The organism is Candidatus Tisiphia endosymbiont of Ditula angustiorana (assembly GCF_964026425.1).
Classification (GTDB): domain Bacteria; phylum Pseudomonadota; class Alphaproteobacteria; order Rickettsiales; family Rickettsiaceae; genus Tisiphia.
This window is the reverse complement of record NZ_OZ032143.1, coordinates 65,934-86,752: the sequence shown is the minus strand read 5'-3', so window position 1 is coordinate 86,752 and position 20,819 is coordinate 65,934. Positions and strand designations below refer to the sequence as shown.

General features: G+C 30.7%; 1 protein-coding gene (only partly in view). It reads right to left on the bottom strand.

This entire window lies inside a single protein-coding gene on the bottom strand: locus AAGD29_RS00280, encoding a non-ribosomal peptide synthase/polyketide synthase (RefSeq protein WP_341758081.1). The 39,996-nt coding sequence extends 3,966 nt beyond the window's left edge and 15,211 nt beyond its right edge, so the window shows coding positions 15,212-36,030 — codons 5,071 (partial) to 12,010 (complete); reading right to left, the first codon wholly in view occupies window positions 20,815-20,817. Both codon boundaries (start and stop) fall beyond the window edges.

The following is a 20,819-nucleotide window of genomic DNA, read 5'->3' as shown; positions in this document are numbered from 1 at the left end:
CTTTTCCTTTATACTTTGAAATGGATTAACTATAAACTTCTCTGCTGTTAAGTTAGGGCGATTTAAATAACCTCTAGCTAATCCTGCTCCCCCTATATATAATTCTCCTATCGCTCCTATTGGTAACGGAGTTAAGTTAGTGTCTAATACATAAGCTTTTAAATCAGCTATTACCTTACCTATATATTCTCCTAAATCTTCTTCTGTTATTGCTTTATATGTAACATGTACTGTAGTTTCTGTAATACCATACATATTTATTAGTTTAGGTTGATTATAACCATAATAATTAAACCAAGGTTTTAATTGAGATAAATTTAATGCTTCTCCACCAAATATAACTAATCTCAGATTAGTTAGTTTATCTTGTATGTCCTTATTAATAGCTATATCCGTAAACTGATAGAAAATACTAGGGGTTTGATTTAGTATTGTTATTTGCTCTTGTTTACACAATTCATAAAATATATTTAAATCTCTAATGTATTCATACGATGGTATTACTAACTTGCCACCATACATTAATGCTCCCCATATCTCCCATATACTAAAATCAAACACATACGAATGAAATAGTGTCCAAACATCATTATTATTAAACTTATACCAACAATCTGTTGCTATAAATAATCTCATTACATTACTATGAAGTTGTAATATTCCCTTAGGATTACCTGTAGTACCTGAGGTATATATAACATAAGCAAGGTTATTGCTGGTGGTAGAAGTTGCAGGATTAGATGTCGGGTAGGATGCTAGTAAAGTTTGTAGTTGCTGATCATCAATTGCTAAGATCGTTACTTGACTAATTATGCTAATAGCTAAGCTATCTAATCTTTGTTTATGTCCTTCATTAGTCAGTACTAACTTACTATTTGTATCTTCTAATATATAACTTATTCTTTCATCAGGATAATTTGAATCGATTGGTACATATGCTCCTCCTGCCTTTAATACAGCAAGGATCGCTATTAGCATATGTTCACTCCTGTCTAAACATAAGGCTATCAACGTATCGGGGCTAATCTGATATGTCTCTCTTAAGTAATTGGCTAACTGATTGGCTCTCTCATTAAGTTGCCTGTATGTTAGCTTAGTTTCTTCATATACTATTGCTATGTTATTTGGTGTCCTTGCTGCTTGTTCTTCGAATAAAGCTTGTATTGTCTTATCGCTTGGATAAGTTTTATCTGTATCATTCCAGTTATTAATAATTTGTTGGTATTGTTGTTGATCTAAATAGTTTAAATCAGCTATTTTACTATGTGCTTGTTTTTGGCTATTATTAAGCAATGTCGCCAATTGTTTTAATATCTCAGTATATGTTTTTATAAAACCATTAATTGTTTCTTCGCTATATAAACTTGTTGCATAATTAAAACTTCCTTTTAAACAAACTTCACTATCATCTATAAAAGTACTAATATCAAACTTAGCTACATTATATAAACTAGCTCCTGTTGTATGTGTTTGTAATATATTAGCTAAATAAGTTTCTTGTTGTTCGTCCTCTTGACTATATAGCTCATTCCCAAAACTCTGCACTGCAAACATTACTTGGAATATTGCATGCCTACTAGTATCTTTGATTACATTTAGTTCCTCTACTAATTTTTCAAATGGTAAATCCTGATGTAGTTGTGCTTGTACTATTTCATCTCCTACTTGCTTGATAAATTCTTTAATTGAAACTTTTGCATCTATTTGCATTCTCAGGGCTAACGAATTGACAAAGAAACCAATTAAATTTTCTATCTGATCATATTGCCTATTAGCTATTGGAGTTCCTACCACTATATCATCTTGATTACTATAACTTCTCAACATTAAATAATAACCACTAAGTAATATGCTGTATAAGCTTACCTTTAATTTCTTAGCTAATTCCCTTAAAGATCTTGAGGTATCTTTATCTAACTCAAAATAGATATTGCTACCTTCATAATCTATCTGACTTGCTCTTGGTTTATCGGTTATTAAGTTTAATGTCTCATAACCACTTAGTTTATTCTTCCAGTAATTTAATTGTTTATCTAATCTTTCCCCACTTAAATAGTTTCTTTGCCATAATGCAAAATCTTTATATTGAATAGTTAATTTTGGTAAGTTTAGTTTACTTACTAAACCTTGTGATTGTTTTAGATAATAACTATAATATGCTTGTAGTTCTTTCAAAAATATATCGGTAGACCAACCATCAAAGGCTATGTGATGAATTACTATGCTTAGGTAGTATTTTGGAGTATCTTTTGCATTGCTACTAATTAATTCATACAAGCAAACTCTTATCGGATATTCATTACCTAAATCATAAATATGATGTACTGACTTTTCTAGTTCCTCCTCTAATTGTAATTGATCAATGATGTTTATCTTTATAATCTCTAAGGGAAACTCTTTATCATCTAGTATTAATTGATAACCGTTACCTCTATTATCTTCTTTGATTAAGGTCCGTAGTATCTCGTGTCTAGCTACTATACTTTTTATACTACTTTCTAATATATCTATACTAGCATTACTAGATATACTAAATACCATCGGTATATTATAAGCATTAGTTCCTTCTTCATATTTCTCAATAAACCATAACCTCTCTTGAGCAAAAGATAACGATTGTTCTTCTACTTTAGTAAAGGCAGCTTTATCTATTACTATGTTATTTTCGTTATTATGTTCTATATATTGAACCAACCTTTTTACTGTATTGTGCTTAAAGATAGCTGGTATACTAATTGCATTATTTAATTCTTTACTTAATTTACTTACCAACCTTATTGCTAAAATGCTATTACCTCCCAATCTAAAAAAATCATCATGGATACTTACTTTTTCTTCAGGTAATCCTAACACTTCTGCCCAAATCTTACAAACTTGACTCTCTAATTCATTCCTAGGGGCTACATATGTTTCAATATTAGTAAACTCAGGATCAGGTAATGATTTTCTATCCAACTTACCATTAATGGTTAATGGCAATCTCTCCAAATGCACTAATATAGCAGGTATCATATATTCCGCTAATCTTGCCCGTAGGTAATTTAATATAGCCTCTTCATCTAACTTACATTCTGATACATAATAACCTGCTAAATATTTACTACCTGATTCTCCTAGTCCTTGTTGTTCTTTAGCTAGTACTACACTTTGTGTTATTCCTTCATAACTTGATAAAACACTCTCTATCTCTTCTAACTCTATTCTGTAGCCTCTGATCTTAACTTGAAAGTCATTACGTCCTATATATTCTAAGTTACCATTTGCTAACCATCTTACCAAGTCTCCAGTCTTATATAACCTTGCATTCTTCTCTAACTTCTTTTCTGCTGTACTTTGAAATGGATTAACTATAAACTTCTCTGCTGTTAAGTCAGGGCGATTTAAATAACCTCTAGCTAATCCTGTTCCTCCTATATATAATTCTCCTATCGCTCCTACTGGTAACGGTCTTAAATTAGTGTCTAATACGTAAGCTTTTTCATTATCAAGTGGACTACCTAAACTCACATGTAAAAGATTTACATTCTCTTGATAATTATATGATTTTGAGCTAGACCATATAGTGGTTTCCGTAGGTCCATATACATTTATTATCTTAATAGATTTAGCTAGTATTTTACTAAGTAAACTATAACTTAAACTTTCACCACCAATCAATAATTTAAGTTTTGAGGTATTTTCTAAACAATCTAATTTTAAATCACACAATTTTGGTGTTAGTTGTATAAAATCATAAGATAAACAATCTAAAGAGTAAAAATCACTAATGCCCATAGTAATGACACCTCCAGTTAGTAAAGGTAATCCATACTCTAGACCAAAGATATCGAATACATAATTAGTTGCACTATATGTATTAATCTTAAGTTTATCTTTAAAATAAAGCTTCTTTATACAGTTTATAGTAAAAACATATGCTTTATGCTCAATCATTACCCCCTTAGGATTACCTGTAGTACCTGAAGTATATATAACATAAGCAAGGTTATTGCTGGTAGTAGAAGTTGCAGGATTAGATGTCGGGTAGGATGCTAGTAAAGTTTGTAGTTGCTGATCATCAATTGCTAAGATCGTTACTTGACTAATTGTGCTAATAGCTAAACTATCTAATCTTTGTTTATGTCCTTCATTAGTCAGTACTAACTTACTATTTGTATCTTCTAATATATAACTTATTCTTTCATCAGGATAATTTGAATCCATTGGTACATATGCTCCTCCTGCCTTTAATACAGCAAGTATCGCTATTAGCATATGTTCACTCCTGTCTAAACATAAGGCTATCAACGTATCGGGGCTAATCTGATATGTCTCTCTTAAGTAATTGGCTAACTGATTGGCTCTCTCATTAAGTTGCCTGTATGTTAGCTTAGTTTCCTCATAGACTATTGCTATGTTATTTGGTGTCCTTGCTGCTTGTTCTTCGAATAAAGCTTGTATTGTCTTATCGCTTGGATAAGTTTTATCTGTATCATTCCAATTATTAATGATTTGTTGGTATTGTTTTTGATCTAAATAGCTTAAATTCTGTACTTCCTGGTAAGGATTGCTTACTATTTGTTCAAGTAAGCTTTTAGCTATCAATAATAATTGCTCTATACTATCATTACTGAATAACTCCCCAGCATATTTGATCATAAATGTTAATTGATTATTTACTTCATATGCTATTACTGCTAATGGATAATCTAGTTTCTCTACTGATCCTGTAAACCTTATCTTAATTCTACTTTGCTGTTCTTCATTGGCTGGATTAGGATAGTTCTCATAAACAAATAAACTATCAAATAACCGCTCACCTCCTTTTTGTAATTTAACTAAGCTGATATCACTTCTACTATTGATCTCATTAATATCACTTTGAATAGCCTTTATTGACTCTATTACACTTGTTATTGTTTTATTTTGATGCTCTACTATCAATGGTAAAGTATTTATATACAACCCTACTGAACTCTCTATGTCATCTATTGGAAGATTCCTACCTGATACGGTAGTTCCTACTACCGTTTGATTACTATTACCATAAATACTTAATACTTTGTGCCATACATATTGTAATATTGCATTTAATGTTACACCTTCTTCTTGACTGAACTTTTTTAAATTGTCATATAAGTTGCCTGTAATTGTTAATACTTGTTCTGCTGGATTTGTTATATGTTTATGTTCACTTATTCTTAACTGTTTCTGTTTATTGTTACTTAATAACAAGCCACTGAAGTCACTTCGCTCTTCTATTTGAGATATATATTTATTCCAATATTCCTTGTTATCTTCTTGATGCTTTTGTATATATTTCTGTGCTTCTTTATAACTTTGATCTTCCTTTAACAATATTATTTCTTTATCTTGCAATTTTAAGTAAGTATCATGAATATATTCTAATAATATTGAATTACTCCAACCATCTAATATTGCATGGTGATTACTAAAAATACATGTATATAAATCTTCCCTCTGCTTAATTAAATACACCCTAAATAAATTACCTTGTTGTAAGTCATATACTTCAAGCCGATCTTCTTCTTGAATTTGTTTAATGGTAAATTCTTGAATTGTAAAATCTTGTTCTTCACTTAAGTCAATATATCTCCAATCTAAATTACCTTCTTTATCTATTACTTGGATTAATTCTTCCTCCCAGTTTAACCTCAGCCTTAGGCTACTGAATCTTGCTTGAGCATAACCCCAAGCTTCTTTTAATTTATTAAGTGCTAACTGATTATTATATTGCCAAATAATCTGTACTCTGTACGCATCATCAACATCACCTTGATTTAAGGTATGATAAATAAAACCTTGTTGTAAGCTATTTGCTAAATATACTCCTTCTATCTCTCGATGTTCTTGTAACCTATCTAAGTATTCCTGACTTATTACATTATCTATATCGCTCACTGTTAAGTAGCTTCTAGTCTGCTTGACTGTGTAGCTGATTATATCTTCTAACTTCTGTTGAAATAAATCAGCTAGTTTATTGGTTATATTTGCACCTAACTTACTTGCTATACTAAATTTAAGTTTACCATCTACAACTAAACCATTGATATTAACTATATTGTTGTCTTGGTTAGCGGGATGCATTGATATACCGCTATTCTCACTAATAATATTCCATAAATCTTTATCTGTTGTCGCACCTTGCTTGTCAAACTGTCCTAGATAGTTAAAGCTTATTCTTGGTAAATCACTCTGATATCCTATTACTGTCCCGTAACCTATTCCTTTATTTGGTACTTGTCTTAAATTCTCTTTGACAGTCTTAAGACTATTACCTAACTCCTCACTTATCTCTAATCGTATTGGATAGATAGTAGTAAACCAACCAACTGTTCTTGTTATATCAATATTACTATCTATCTCCTCTCTACCGTGACCTTCTAATACTATATAGTTAATTTTATTGTCTGTTATCTCAGCTAAACTATAACCAAGAGCAGTAAGCAAGATATCATTCACTTGCGTATTATAAGCTCTATTACTGTCTTGTAATAACTTACCAGTCTGTTCTTTGTTTAATTGTAAGCTAGCATAACTATAAGTATCTTCACTTGCTATTAACTTATTTAGATGATTATTATTACTATCATAGTCAGATAAGATATTTGACCAGTAAGTTTTTTCACTCTCATGAGTAGTTGCATATTCTCTTACTGCATTTACCCATTGTCTGTAACTACCTCCTTTACTACCTAAATCTTTAGCATGGTAAAGATTTCTTAAATCTTCAGCAATTATCCTCCAACTTACCGCATCTACTATTAAATGATGCAGAGCAAAATAGATCCTACTACTCCCATCTTCATAACCAAAAATATAGCCAATACTATAGGTTGGTCCATGCTCTAAATCAAAATTACTCTGCCAACTAGTTAATATCTCCTGTAGTTTAAACTCAAATTCTTTACTACCTTTTTTAACATCCAATTTGTTTATGTCTAATATCTTTAATTCTTCTACCTTGGCATCATTATTATAATATTGGCAATAACTCTGTACCAAATCTGTAGCTTTCCTGTATCTTAGTCTAAAACTATCATGATGTTGAACTAATTTAGTTATGCTTAGCTGTAGCCTATTTATATCTAAGGTCTCGGTTCTTAACAGAAATGACTGATTCCAATGATTAGGAATTATAAAATTATGCTTAAAGAACCACTGTTGCACTGGTAATAATGGTACTTCTCCACTTAATATACCTTGTTCACTTCTTAAATCTCCTTGAGTACTGCCTTGTCCTTTGCTTAAAACATTATCATAGAGTCTTTCAATAGTTTTATAACCAAAGATATCCTTAACAGTAACATTTAACCCTAGCCTTTGTCTTAACCTACTTACCAACTGGATACTTATTATACTATCCCCTCCTAGTCTAAAGAAATCATCATGGATACTTACTTTATCTTCAGGCAATCCTAACACTTCTGCCCAAATCCTACAAACTTGACTTTCCAATTCATTTCTAGGAGCGACATAGGTTTCAATATTAGTAAACTCAGGATCAGGTAATGATTTTCTATCCAACTTACCATTAATGGTTAATGGCAAACTCTCCAAATGCATTAACACAGCAGGTATCATATATTCCGGTAATCTTGCCTGTAGGTAATTTAATATGCCTTCTTCATCTAACTTAGATTCTGATACATAATAACCTGCTAAATACTTACTGCCTAATTCTCCTGCTTCTTGTTGTTCTTTAGCTAGTACTACACTTTGTGTTATTCCTTCATAACTTGATAAAACACTCTCTATCTCTTCTAGTTCTATTCTGTAGCCTCTGTTCTTAACTTGAAAGTCATTACGTCCTATATATTCTAAGTTACCATTTGCTAACCATCTTACCAAGTCTCCAGTCTTATATAACCTTGCATTCTTTGCTAATTTCTTTTCCTTTATACTTTGAAATGGATTAACTATAAACTTCTCTGCTGTTAAGTCAGGGCGATTTAAATAACCTCTAGCTAATCCTGCTCCCCCTATATATAATTCTCCTATCGCTCCTATTGGTAGCGGGGTTAAGTTTATATCTAGTACATAAGCCTTTCTATTTGTAAAAGCTATACCAATTGGTATAGTCTTTACGCTTGTTATGTTATTTTTACTAATATTTAATGTACAACTAAATGTAGTATTCTCCGTAGGACCATAACCATTAATAATATTCTGAGGTGCATCATGTGAGTTTATTAATTTGGATATTAGTTTAGGATTTAATGCTTCTCCACCAACAAGTAAATATTTAATATTTTTAAAAATACTTTGATCAATTAAAAACAATTGATCAAATAAAGTCCTTGTTAACCATAATACTGAAATTTTATTTGTTATTAATGTCTTTTGCAGTAAATTAATATCAGCTAATAAATCTATTTTATTAGCTGGAATAAATAATTTAGCTCCATTTAACAACGAGGTCCAAATCTCAAAAGTTGCAGCATCAAATGTTATATCGGCAAATTGAATAAATGAATCACTAGAATTAATAGACACATAATCAACATTCTTTACAAGAGATACCACTCCTTTATGTTCAATTATTACCCCCTTAGGATTACCTGTAGTACCTGAAGTATATATAACATAAGCAAGGTTATTGCTGGTGGTAGAAGTTACAGGATTAGATGTCGGGTAGGATGCTAGTAAAGTTTGTAGTTGCTGATCATCAATTGCTAAGATCGTTACTTGACTAATTGTGCTAATAGCTAAACTATCTAATCTTTGTTTATGTCCTTCATTAGTCAGTACTAACTTACTATTTGTATCTTCTAATATATAGCTTATTCTTTCATTAGGATAATTTGAATCGATTGGTACATATGCTCCTCCTGTTTTTAATACAGCAAGGATCGCTATTAGCATATGTTCACTCCTGTCTAAACATAAGGCTATCAACGTATCGGGGCTAATCTGATATGTCTCTCTTAAGTAATTGGCTAACTGATTCGCCCTTTCATTAAGTTGCCTGTATGTTAGCTTAGTTTCCTCATATACTATTGCTATGTTATTTGGCGTTCTTGCTACTTGTTCTTCGAATAAAGCTTGTATCGTCTTATCGCTTGGATAAGTTTTATCTGTATCATTCCAGTTATTAATAATTTGTTGGTATTGTTGTTGATCTAAATAGTTTAAATCAGCTATTTTACTATGTGCTTGTCTTTGGCTATTATTAAGCAATGTCGCTAATTGTTTTAATATCTCAGTATATGTTTTTATAAAACCATTAATTGTTTCTTCGCTATATAAACTTGTTGCATAATTAAAACTTCCTTTTAAACAAACTTCACTATCATCTATAAAAGTACTAATATCAAACTTAGCTACATTATATAAACTAGCTCCTATTGTATGTGTTTGTAATATATTAGCTAAATAAGTTTCTTGTTGTTCCCCTACTTGATTATATAATTCACTCCCAAAATTTTGTACTGCAAACATTACTTGGAATATTGCATGCCTACTAGTATCTTTGATTACATTTAGTTCCTCTACTAATTTTTCAAATGGTAAATCCTGATGTAGTTGTGCTTGTACTATTTCATCTCCTACTTGCTTGATAAATTCTTTAATTGAAACTTTTGCATCTATTTGCATTCTCAGGGCTAACGAATTGACAAAGAAACCAATTAAATTTTCTATCTGATCATATTGCCTATTAGCTATTGGAGTTCCTACCACTATATCATCTTGATTACTATAACTTCTCAACATTAAATAATAACCACTAAGTAATACGCTGTATAAGCTTACCTTTAATTTCTTAGCTAATTCCCTTAAAGATCTTGAGGTATCTTTATCTAACTCAAAATAGATATTGCTACCTTCATAATCTATCTGACTTGCTCTTGGTTTATCGGTTATTAAGTTTAATGTCTCATAACCACTTAGTTTATTTTTCCAGTAATTTAATTGTTTATCTAACCTTTCCCCACTTAAATAGTTTCTTTGCCATAATGCAAAATCTTTATATTGAATAGTTAATTTTGGTAAGTTTAGTTTACTTACTAAACCTTGTGATTGTTTTAGATAGTAACTATAATATACTTGTAGTTCTTTCAAAAATATATCAGTAGACCAACCATCAAAGGCTATGTGATGAATTACTATGCTTAGGTAATATTTTGGAGTATCTTTTGCATTGCTACTAATTAATTCATACAAGCAAATTCTTATCGGATATTCATTACCTAAATCATAAATATGATTTACTGACTTTTCTAGTTCCTTCTCTAATTGTAATTGATCAATGATGTTTATCTTTATAATCTCTAAGGGAAACTCTTTATCATCTAGTATTAATTGATAACCGTTACCTCTATTATCTTCTTTGATTAAGGTCCGTAGTATCTCGTGTCTAGCTACTATATTTTTTATACTACTTTCTAATATATCTATACTAGCATTACTAGATATACTAAATACCATCGGTATATTATAAGCATTAGTTCCTTCTTCATATTTCTCAATAAACCATAACCTCTCTTGGGCAAAAGATAACGATTGTTCTTCTACTTTAGTAAAGGCAGCTTTATCTATTACTATGTTATTTTCGTTATTATGTTCTATATATTGAACCAACCTTTTTACTGTATTGTGCTTAAAGATAGCTGGTATACTAATTGCATTATTTAATTCTTTACTTAATTTACTTACCAACCTTATTGCTAAAATGCTATTACCTCCCAATCTAAAAAAATCATCATGGATACTTACTTTTTCTTCAGGTAATCCTAACACTTCTGCCCAAATTTTACAAACTTGACTCTCCAATTCATTTCTAGGGGCTACATATGTTTCAATATTAGTAAACTCAGGATCAGGCAATGATTTTCTATCCAACTTACCATTAATGGTTAATGGCAATCTCTCCAAATGCACTAATGCAGGTATCATATATTCCGGTAATCTTGCCCGTAGATAATTTAATATAGCCTCTTCATTTAACTTAGATTCTGATACATAATAACCTGCTAAATATTTACTGCCTAATTCTCCTGCTTCTTGTTGTTCTTTAGCTAGTACTACACTTTGTGTTATTCCTTCATAACTTGATAAAACACTCTCTATCTCTTCTAGTTCTATCCTGTAGCCTCTGATCTTAACCTGCAAATCATTACGTCCTATATATTCTACATATCCATTCCGATGCCATTTCCCTAAATCTCCTGTTTTATATAATCGACCAAACTTACTATGTTCTATAAAGCTAGCATTAGTTTTTTCTGGATCTCTCCAGTAATTTAATGCAACCCCTATACCACCAATATGAATTTCACCAATCACACCTACTGGACAATGCTCATAATTATAATTCAATACATATATCTTTTGATTTGGCATAGCTGTACCATAGGGGATACTGTGCCACTCTTGCTTAATTTCTGTTATCTCATACCATATAGACCAAATACTACCTTCTGTTGCCCCTCCTAAACTCATGATAATTGATTGATTACAATGTTTTTTGATTCTGTTTGGTAAACTAATAGGTATCCAATCACCACTTAATAAAAATAATTTTAAAGAAGCAATAGATAAATAACTATTCTCAACTGCATCTATTAGTAAGCTAGCTAACTGTGGTACTGTATTCCATATTGTAATTTGATATTTATTAATTAATTCCATCCAGTGATTAGGATCTTGTGTTTTCTCTTGTTTTGGAAGCACTATCTCACCACCTACAGTTAAGATACCAAATATATCATATACAGATAAATCAAAACTTAATTCTGATAATGATAATACTTTGTCTTTTGAAGAGATATTAAACCTCGAATTTATTGCAGCAATTGTATTTAATACTCCTCTATGAGTTATGGTAACTCCTTTAGGTTCTCCTGTTGAACCAGAAGTAAATATCACATATGCTATATCTTCTAGCATTACTATTGGTAAATTAATATTAGTCAGCTGTAATTCTAATTTCTTATTATTCTTGATTTTTGATAAAACATCTTCTATTACTAATAATTGATATTTTGTTGATAAAATTTCTCTAATTTCTTTTTTATTGTATTGTACTCTAGAAATTAGCAATATAGATACATTACCATGTGCTAATACTTTTTCCAGTCTTTCCACCGGCCAGTCTATATTCAGAGGTAAATAACCATGACTAGATGCCATTATAGACAGTGTTGATACTACTTGGTTATAACTTTTTTCGCTTAAAATCCCTATTAGTTTGTTATACGGCTGTACAATAGGATTAATATTATTTAAATGTAATATATATCTTGATAATAAATTACTCTCTTGTAATAATTGTTTGTATTTATACTCTTTTTCTATATCTATTACTGCTATATTATTTGGAGTTTTTTTTGCTTGTTCTTCAAACAATTCATGGATTGTTTTAGTATCTTGATACTCTCTATCAGTTCGATTCCATATATCTATTATTTGTTGGTATTGTTCTTGATCTAAATAGCTTAAATCAGCTATTTTAGTATGTTCTTGTCTTTGGCTATTATTAAGCAATGTCGCCAATTGTTTTAATATCTCAGTATATGTTTTTATAAAGCCATTAACTGTTTCTTTGCTATATAAACTTGTTGCATAATTAAAACTTCCTTTTAAACAAACTTCACTATCATCTATAACAGTACTAATATCAAACTTAGCTACATTATATAAACTAGCTCCTATTGTATGTGTTTGTAATATATTAGCTAAATAAGTTTCTTGTTGTTCCCCTACTTGATTATACAATTCACTCCCAAAATTTTGTACTGCAAACATTACTTGGAATATTGCATGCCTACTAGTATCTTTGAGTACATTTAGTTCCTCTACTAATTTTTCAAATGGTAAATCCTGATGTAGTTGTGCTTGTACTATTTCATCTCCTACTTGCTTAATAAATTCTTTAATTGAAACTTTTGCATCTATTTGCATTCTCAGGGCTAACGAATTGACAAAGAAACCAATTAAATTTTCTATCTGATTATATTGCCTATTAGCTATTGGAGTTCCTACCACTATATCATCTTGATTACTATAACTTCTCAACATTAAATAATAACCACTAAGTAATACGCTGTATAAGCTTACCTTTAATTTCTTAGCTAATTCCCTTAAAGATCTTGAGGTATCTTTATCTAACTCAAAATAGATATTGCTACCTTCATAATCTATCTGACTTGCTCTTGGTTTATCGGTTATTAAGTTTAATGTCTCATAACCACTTAGTTTATTTTTCCAGTAATTTAATTGTTTATCTAATCTTTCCCCACTTAAATAGTTTCTTTGCCATAATGCAAAATCTTTATATTGAATAGTTAATTTTGGTAAGTTTAGTTTACTTACTAAACCTTGTGATTGTTTTAGATAGTAACTATAATATGCTTGTAGTTCTTTCAAAAATATATCAGTAGACCAACCATCAAAGGCTATGTGATGAATTACTATGCTTAGGTAATATTTTGGAGTATCTTTTGCATTGCTACTAATTAATTCATACAAGCAAATTCTTATCGGATATTCATTACCTAAATCATAAATATGATTTACTGACTTTTCTAGTTCCTCCTCTAATTGTAATTGATCAATGATGTTTATCTTTATAATCTCTAAGGGAAACTCTTTATCATCTAGTATTAATTGATAACCGTTACCTCTATTATCTTCTTTGATTAAGGTCCGTAGTATCTCGTGTCTAGCTACTATACTTTTTATACTACTTTCTAATATATCTATACTAGCATTACTAGATATACTAAATACCATCGGTATATTATAAGCATTAGTTCCTTCTTCATATTTCTCAATAAACCATAACCTCTCTTGAGCAAAAGATAACGATTGTTCTTCTACTTTAGTAAAGGCAGCTTTATCTATTACTATGTTATTTTCGTTATTATGTTCTATATATTGAACCAACCTTTTTACTGTATTGTGCTTAAAGATAGCTGGTATACTAATTGCATTATTTAATTCTTTACTTAATTTACTTACCAACCTTATTGCTAAAATGCTATTACCTCCCAATCTAAAAAAATCATCATGGATACTTACTTTTTCTTCAGGTAATCCTAACACTTCTGCCCAAATCTTACAAACTTGACTTTCCAATTCATTTCTAGGAGCGACATAGGTTTCAATATTAGTAAACTCAGGATCAGGTAATGATTTTCTATCCAACTTACCATTAATGGTTAATGGCAATCTCTCCAAATGCACTAATGCAGGTATCATATATTCCGGTAATCTTGCCCGTAGATAATTTAATATAGCCTCTTCATCTAACTTAGATTCTGATACATAATAACCTGCTAAATATTTACTGCCTAATTCTCCTGCTTCTTGTTGTTCTTTAGCTAGTACTACACTTTGTGTTATTCCTTCATAACTTGATAAAACACTCTCTATCTCTTCTAGTTCTATCCTGTAGCCTCTGATCTTAACTTGAAAGTCATTACGTCCTATATATTCTAAGTTACCATTTGCTAACCATCTTACCAAGTCTCCAGTCTTATATAACCTTGCATTCTTTGCTAATTTCTTTTCCTTTATACTTTGAAATGGATTAACTATAAACTTCTCTGCTGTTAAGTCAGGGCGATTTAAATAACCTCTAGCTAATCCTGCTCCCCCTATATATAATTCTCCTATCGCTCCTATTGGTAGCGGGGTTAAGTTTATATCTAGTACATAAGCCTTTCTATTTGTAAAAGCTATACCAATTGGTATAGTCTTTACGCTTGTTATGTTATTTTTACTAATATTTAATGTACAACTAAATGTAGTATTCTCCGTAGGACCATAACCATTAATAATATTCTGAGGTGCATCATGTGAGTTTATTAATTTGGATATTAGTTTAGGATTTAATGCTTCTCCACCAACAAGTAAATATTTAATATTTTTAAAAATACTTTGATCAATTAAAAACAATTGATCAAATAAAGTCCTTGTTAACCATAATACTGAAATTTTATTTGTTATTAATGTCTTTTGCAGTAAATTAATATCAGCTAATAAATCTATTTTATTAGCTGGAATAAATAATTTAGCTCCATTTAACAACGAGGTCCAAATCTCAAAAGTTGCAGCATCAAATGTTATATCGGCAAATTGAATAAATGAATCACTAGAATTAATAGACACATAATCAACATTCTTTACAAGAGATACTACTCCTTTATGTTCAATTATTACCCCCTTAGGATTACCTGTAGTACCTGAAGTATATATAACATAAGCAAGGTTATTGCTGGTGGTAGAAGTTGCAGGATTAGATGTCGGGTAGGATGCTAGTAAAGTTTGTAGTTGCTGATCATCAATTGCTAAGATCGTTACTTGACTAATTGTGCTAATAGCTAAACTATCTAATCTTTGTTTATGTCCTTCATTAGTCAGTACTAACTTACTATTTGTATCTTCTAATATATAGCTTATTCTTTCATCAGGATAATTTGAATCGATTGGTACATATGCTCCTCCTGCCTTTAATACAGCAAGTATCGCTATTAGCATATGTTCACTCCTGTCTAAACATAAGGCTATCAACGTATCGGGGCTAATCTGATATGTCTCTCTTAAGTAATTGGCTAACTGATTGGCTCTCTCATTAAGTTGCCTGTATGTTAGCTTAGTTTCCTCATAGACTATTGCTATGTTATTTGGTGTCCTTGCTGCTTGTTCTTCGAATAAAGCTTGTATTGTCTTATCGCTTGGATAAGTTTTATCTGTATCATTCCAATTATTAATGATTTGTTGGTATTGTTTTTGATCTAAATAGCTTAAATTCTGTACTTCCTGGTAAGGATTGCTTACTATTTGTTCAAGTAAGCTTTTAGCTATCAATAATAATTGCTCTATACTATCATTACTGAATAACTCCCCAGCATATTTGATCATAAATGTTAATTGATTATTTACTTCATATGCTATTACTGCTAATGGATAATCTAGTTTCTCTACTGATCCTGTAAACCTTATCTTAATTCTACTTTGCTGTTCTTCATTGGCTGGATTAGGATAGTTCTCATAAACAAATAAACTATCAAATAACCGCTCACCTCCTTTTTGTAATTTAACTAAGCTGATATCACTTCTACTATTGATCTCATTAATATCACTTTGAATAGCCTTTATTGACTCTATTACACTTGTTATTGTTTTATTTTGATGCTCTACTATCAATGGTAAAGTATTTATATACAACCCTACTGAACTCTCTATGTCATCTATTGGAAGATTCCTACCTGATACGGTAGTTCCTACTACCGTTTGATTACTATTACCATAAATACTTAATACTTTGTGCCATACATATTGTAATATTGCATTTAATGTTACACCTTCTTCTTGACTGAACTTTTTTAAATTGTCATATAAGTTGCCTGTAATTGTTAATACTTGTTCTGCTGGATTTGTTATATGTTTATGTTCACTTATTCTTAACTGTTTCTGTTTATTGTTACTTAATAACAAGCCACTGAAGTCACTTCGCTCTTCTATTTGAGATATATATTTATTCCAATATTCCTTGTTATCTTCTTGATGCTTTTGTATATATTTCTGTGCTTCTTTATAACTTTGATCTTCCTTTAACAATATTATTTCTTTATCTTGCAATTTTAAGTAAGTATCATGAATATATTCTAATAATATTGGATTACTCCAACCATCTAATATTGCATGGTGATTACTAAAAATACATGTATATAAATCTTCCCTCTGTTTAATTAAATATACTCTAAATAAGTTACCTTGTTGTAAGTCATATATTTCCAGCCGATCTTCTTCTTGAATTTGTTTAATCTCGAATTCTTGAATTGTAAAATCTTGTTCTTTACTTAAGTCAATATATCTCCAATCTAAATTACCTTCTTTATCTATTACTTGGATTAATTCTTCCTCCCAGTTTAACCTCAGCCTTAGGCTACTGAATCTTGCTTGAGCATAACCCCAAGCTTCTTTTAATTTATTAAGTGCTAACTGATTATTATATTGCCAAATAATTTGTACTCTGTATGCATCATCAATATCACCTTGATTTAAAGTATGATAAATAAAACCTTGTTGTAAGCTATTTGCTAAATATACTCCTTCTATCTCTCGATGTTCTTGTAACCTATCTAGATATTCCTGACTTATTACATTATCTATATCACTCACTGTTAAGTAGCTTCTAGTCTGCTTGACTGTATAGCTGATTATATCTTCTAACTTCTGTTGAAATAAATCAGCTAGTTTATTGGTTATATTTGCACCTAACTTACTTGCTATACTAAATTTAAGTTTACCATCTACAACTAAACCATTGATATTAACTATATTGTTGTCTTGGTTAGCGGGATGCATTGATATACCGCTATTCTCACTAATAATATTCCATAAATCTTTATCTGTTGTCGCACCTTGCTTGTCAAACTGTCCTAGATAGTTAAAGCTTATTCTTGGTAAATCACTCTGATATCCTATTACTATCCCGTAACCTATTCCTTTATTTGGTACTTGTCTTAAATTCTCTTTGACAGTCTTAAGACTATTACCTAACTCCTCACTTATCTCTAATCGTATTGGATAGATAGTAGTAAACCAACCAACTGTTCTTGTTATATCAATATTATTATCTATTTCCTCTCTACCGTGACCCTCTAATACTATATGGTTAATTTTATTGCCTGTTATTTCAGCTAAACTATAACCAAGGGCAGTAAGCAAAATATCATTCACTTGGGTATTATAAGCTCTATTACTGTCTCGTAATAACTGACCAGTCTGTTCTTTGCTTAATTGTAGGCTAGCATAGCTATAAGCATCTTCGCTTACTATTAACTTATTTAGTTGATTACTATCATAATCAGATAGGATATTTGACCAGTAAGTTGTTTCACTCTTATGAGTAGTTGCATATTCTCTTACTACATTTACCCATTGTCTATAACTACCTCCTTTACTACCTAAATCTTTAGCATGGTAAAGATTTCTTAAATCTTCAGCAATTATCCGCCAACTTACCGCGTCTACTATTAAATGATGCAATGCACAATATATCCTGCTACTTCCATCTTCATAACCAAAAATATAACCTATACTATAGGTTGGTCCATACTCTAAGTCAAAATCACTCTGCCAGCTAGTTAATATCTCCTGTAGTTTAAACTCAAATTCTTTACTACCTTTTTTAACATCCAATTTGTTTATGTCTAATATCTTTAATTCTTCTACCTTGGCATCATTATTATAATATTGGCAATAACTCTGTACCAAATCTGTAGCTTTCCTGTATCTTAGTCTAAAACTATCATGATGTTGAACTAATTTAGTTATGCTTAGCTGTAGCCTATTTATATCTAAGGTCTCGGTTCTTAACAGAAATGACTGATTCCAATGATTAGGAATTATAAAATTATGCTTAAAGAACCACTGTTGCACTGGTAATAATGGTACTTCTCCACTTAATATACCTTGTTCACTTCTTAAATCTCCTTGAGTACTGCCTTGTCCTTTGCTTAAAACATTATCATAGAGTCTTTCAATAGTTTTATAACCAAAGATATCCTTAACAGTAACATTTAACCCTAGCCTTTGTCTTAACCTACTTACCAACTGGATACTTATTATACTATCCCCTCCTAGTCTAAAGAAATCATCATGGATACTTACTTTATCTTCAGGCAATCCTAACACTTCTGCCCAAATCTTACAAACTTGACTCTCTAATTCATTCCTAGGGGCTACATATGTTTCAATATTAGTAAACTCAGGATCAGGTAATGATTTTCTATCCAACTTACCATTAATGGTTAATGGCAATCTCTCCAAATGCACTAATATAGCAGGTATCATATATTCCGCTAATCTTGCCCGTAGGTAATTTAATATAGCCTCTTCATCTAACTTACATTCTGATACATAATAACCTGCTAAATATTTACTACCTGATTCTCCTAGTCCTTGTTGTTCTTTAGCTAGTACTACACTTTGTGTTATTCCTTCATAACTTGATAAAACACTCTCTATCTCTTCTAACTCTATTCTGTAGCCTCTGATCTTAACTTGAAAGTCATTACGTCCTATATATTCTAAGTTACCATTTGCTAACCATCTTACCAAGTCTCCAGTCTTATATAACCTTGCATTCTTTGCTAATTTCTTTTCCTTTATACTTTGAAATGGATTAACTATAAACTTCTCTGCTGTTAAGTCAGGGCGATTTAAATAACCTCTAGCTAATCCTGCTCCCCCTATATATAATTCTCCTATCGCTCCTATTGGTAGCGGAGTTAAGTTAGTGTCTAATACATAACACCTTACGTTAGAAATTGCAGAACCTATATTTGTAGCACCATTATTATTATAGTGATTTAAGCTTGCATATACAGTCACCTCACTTGGTCCATATGCATTTATCACTTTTACGTTACTATTTTGATAGTAATCTAATACTTCTTTGTTAGCTTTATCCCCCCCTAGCACTAAGATATTTAATCTAAGTATATATTCATTATTTAATAATGTAGGTGGTAGTAACGCTATATCTATATTGTTTTTTTGTATGTAAATACTTAGTAGCCTTATATCTTGCCTTATATCATTATCTATGATATATATAGCACGACCATTTAAGATAGTTGTATAAATTTCCCATACATGTGCGTCAAATACATAATTACCATACCATAAGCAATTTTTAATGTTTTTTTCTTTAGGTAATTCAAACTCTTTTTCTTGTATTTTTGCTAAATTTATAATTCCTCTATGCTCAATCATTACTCCCTTAGGATTACCTGTAGTACCTGAAGTATATATAACATAAGCAAGGTTATTGCTGGTGGTAAAAGTTGTAGGGTTAGATATTAGATGGGATGCTAGTAAAGTTTGTACTTGCTGATCATCAATTGCTAAGATTGTTGCTTGACTGGTTGTGCTAATAGCTAAGCTATCTAATCTTTTTTTATGTTCTTTATTAGTCAGTACTAACTTACTACTTGTATCTTCTAATATATAGCTTATTCTTTCATCAGGATAACTTGAATCCATTGGCACATATGCTCCTCCTGCTTTTAATACACCAAGTATCGCTATTAGCATATGTTCACTCCTGTCTAAACATAAGGCTATCAAGGTATCTGGCTTAATCTCATACGTCTCTCTTAAGTAATTGCCTAACTGATTGCCTCTTTTATTAAGTTGTCTGTATGTTAGCTTAGTTTCTTCATATACTATTGCTATGTTATTTGGTGTCCTTACTACTTGTTCTTCGAATAAAGCTTGTATCGTCTTATCACTTGGATAAGTTTTATCTGTATCATTCCAATTATTAATGATTTGTTGGTATTGTTGTTGATCTAAATAGTTTAAATCAGCTATTTTACTATGTGCTTGTCTTTGGCTATTATTAAGCAATGTAGCCAATTGTTTTAATATCTCAGTATATGTTTTTATAAAGCCATTAATTGTTTCTTCGCTATATAAACTTATGGCGTAATTAAAACTTCCTTTTAAGCAAACTTCACTATCATCTATAACAGTACTAATATCAAACTTAGCTACATTATATAAACTAGCTCCTGTTGTATGTGTTTGTAATATATTAGCTAAATAAGTTTCTTGTTGTTCCCCCACTTGATTATACAATTCACTCCCAAAATTTTGCACTGCAAACATTACTTGAAATATTGCATGCCTACTAGTATCTTTGAGTACATTTAGTTCCTCTACTAATTTCTCAAATGGTAAATCCTGATGAAGTTGTGCTTGTACTACTTCATCTCCTACTTGCTTAATAAATTCTTTAATTGAGATTTTTGCATCTATTTGTATCCTCAGGGCTAACGAATTGACAAAAAAACCAATTA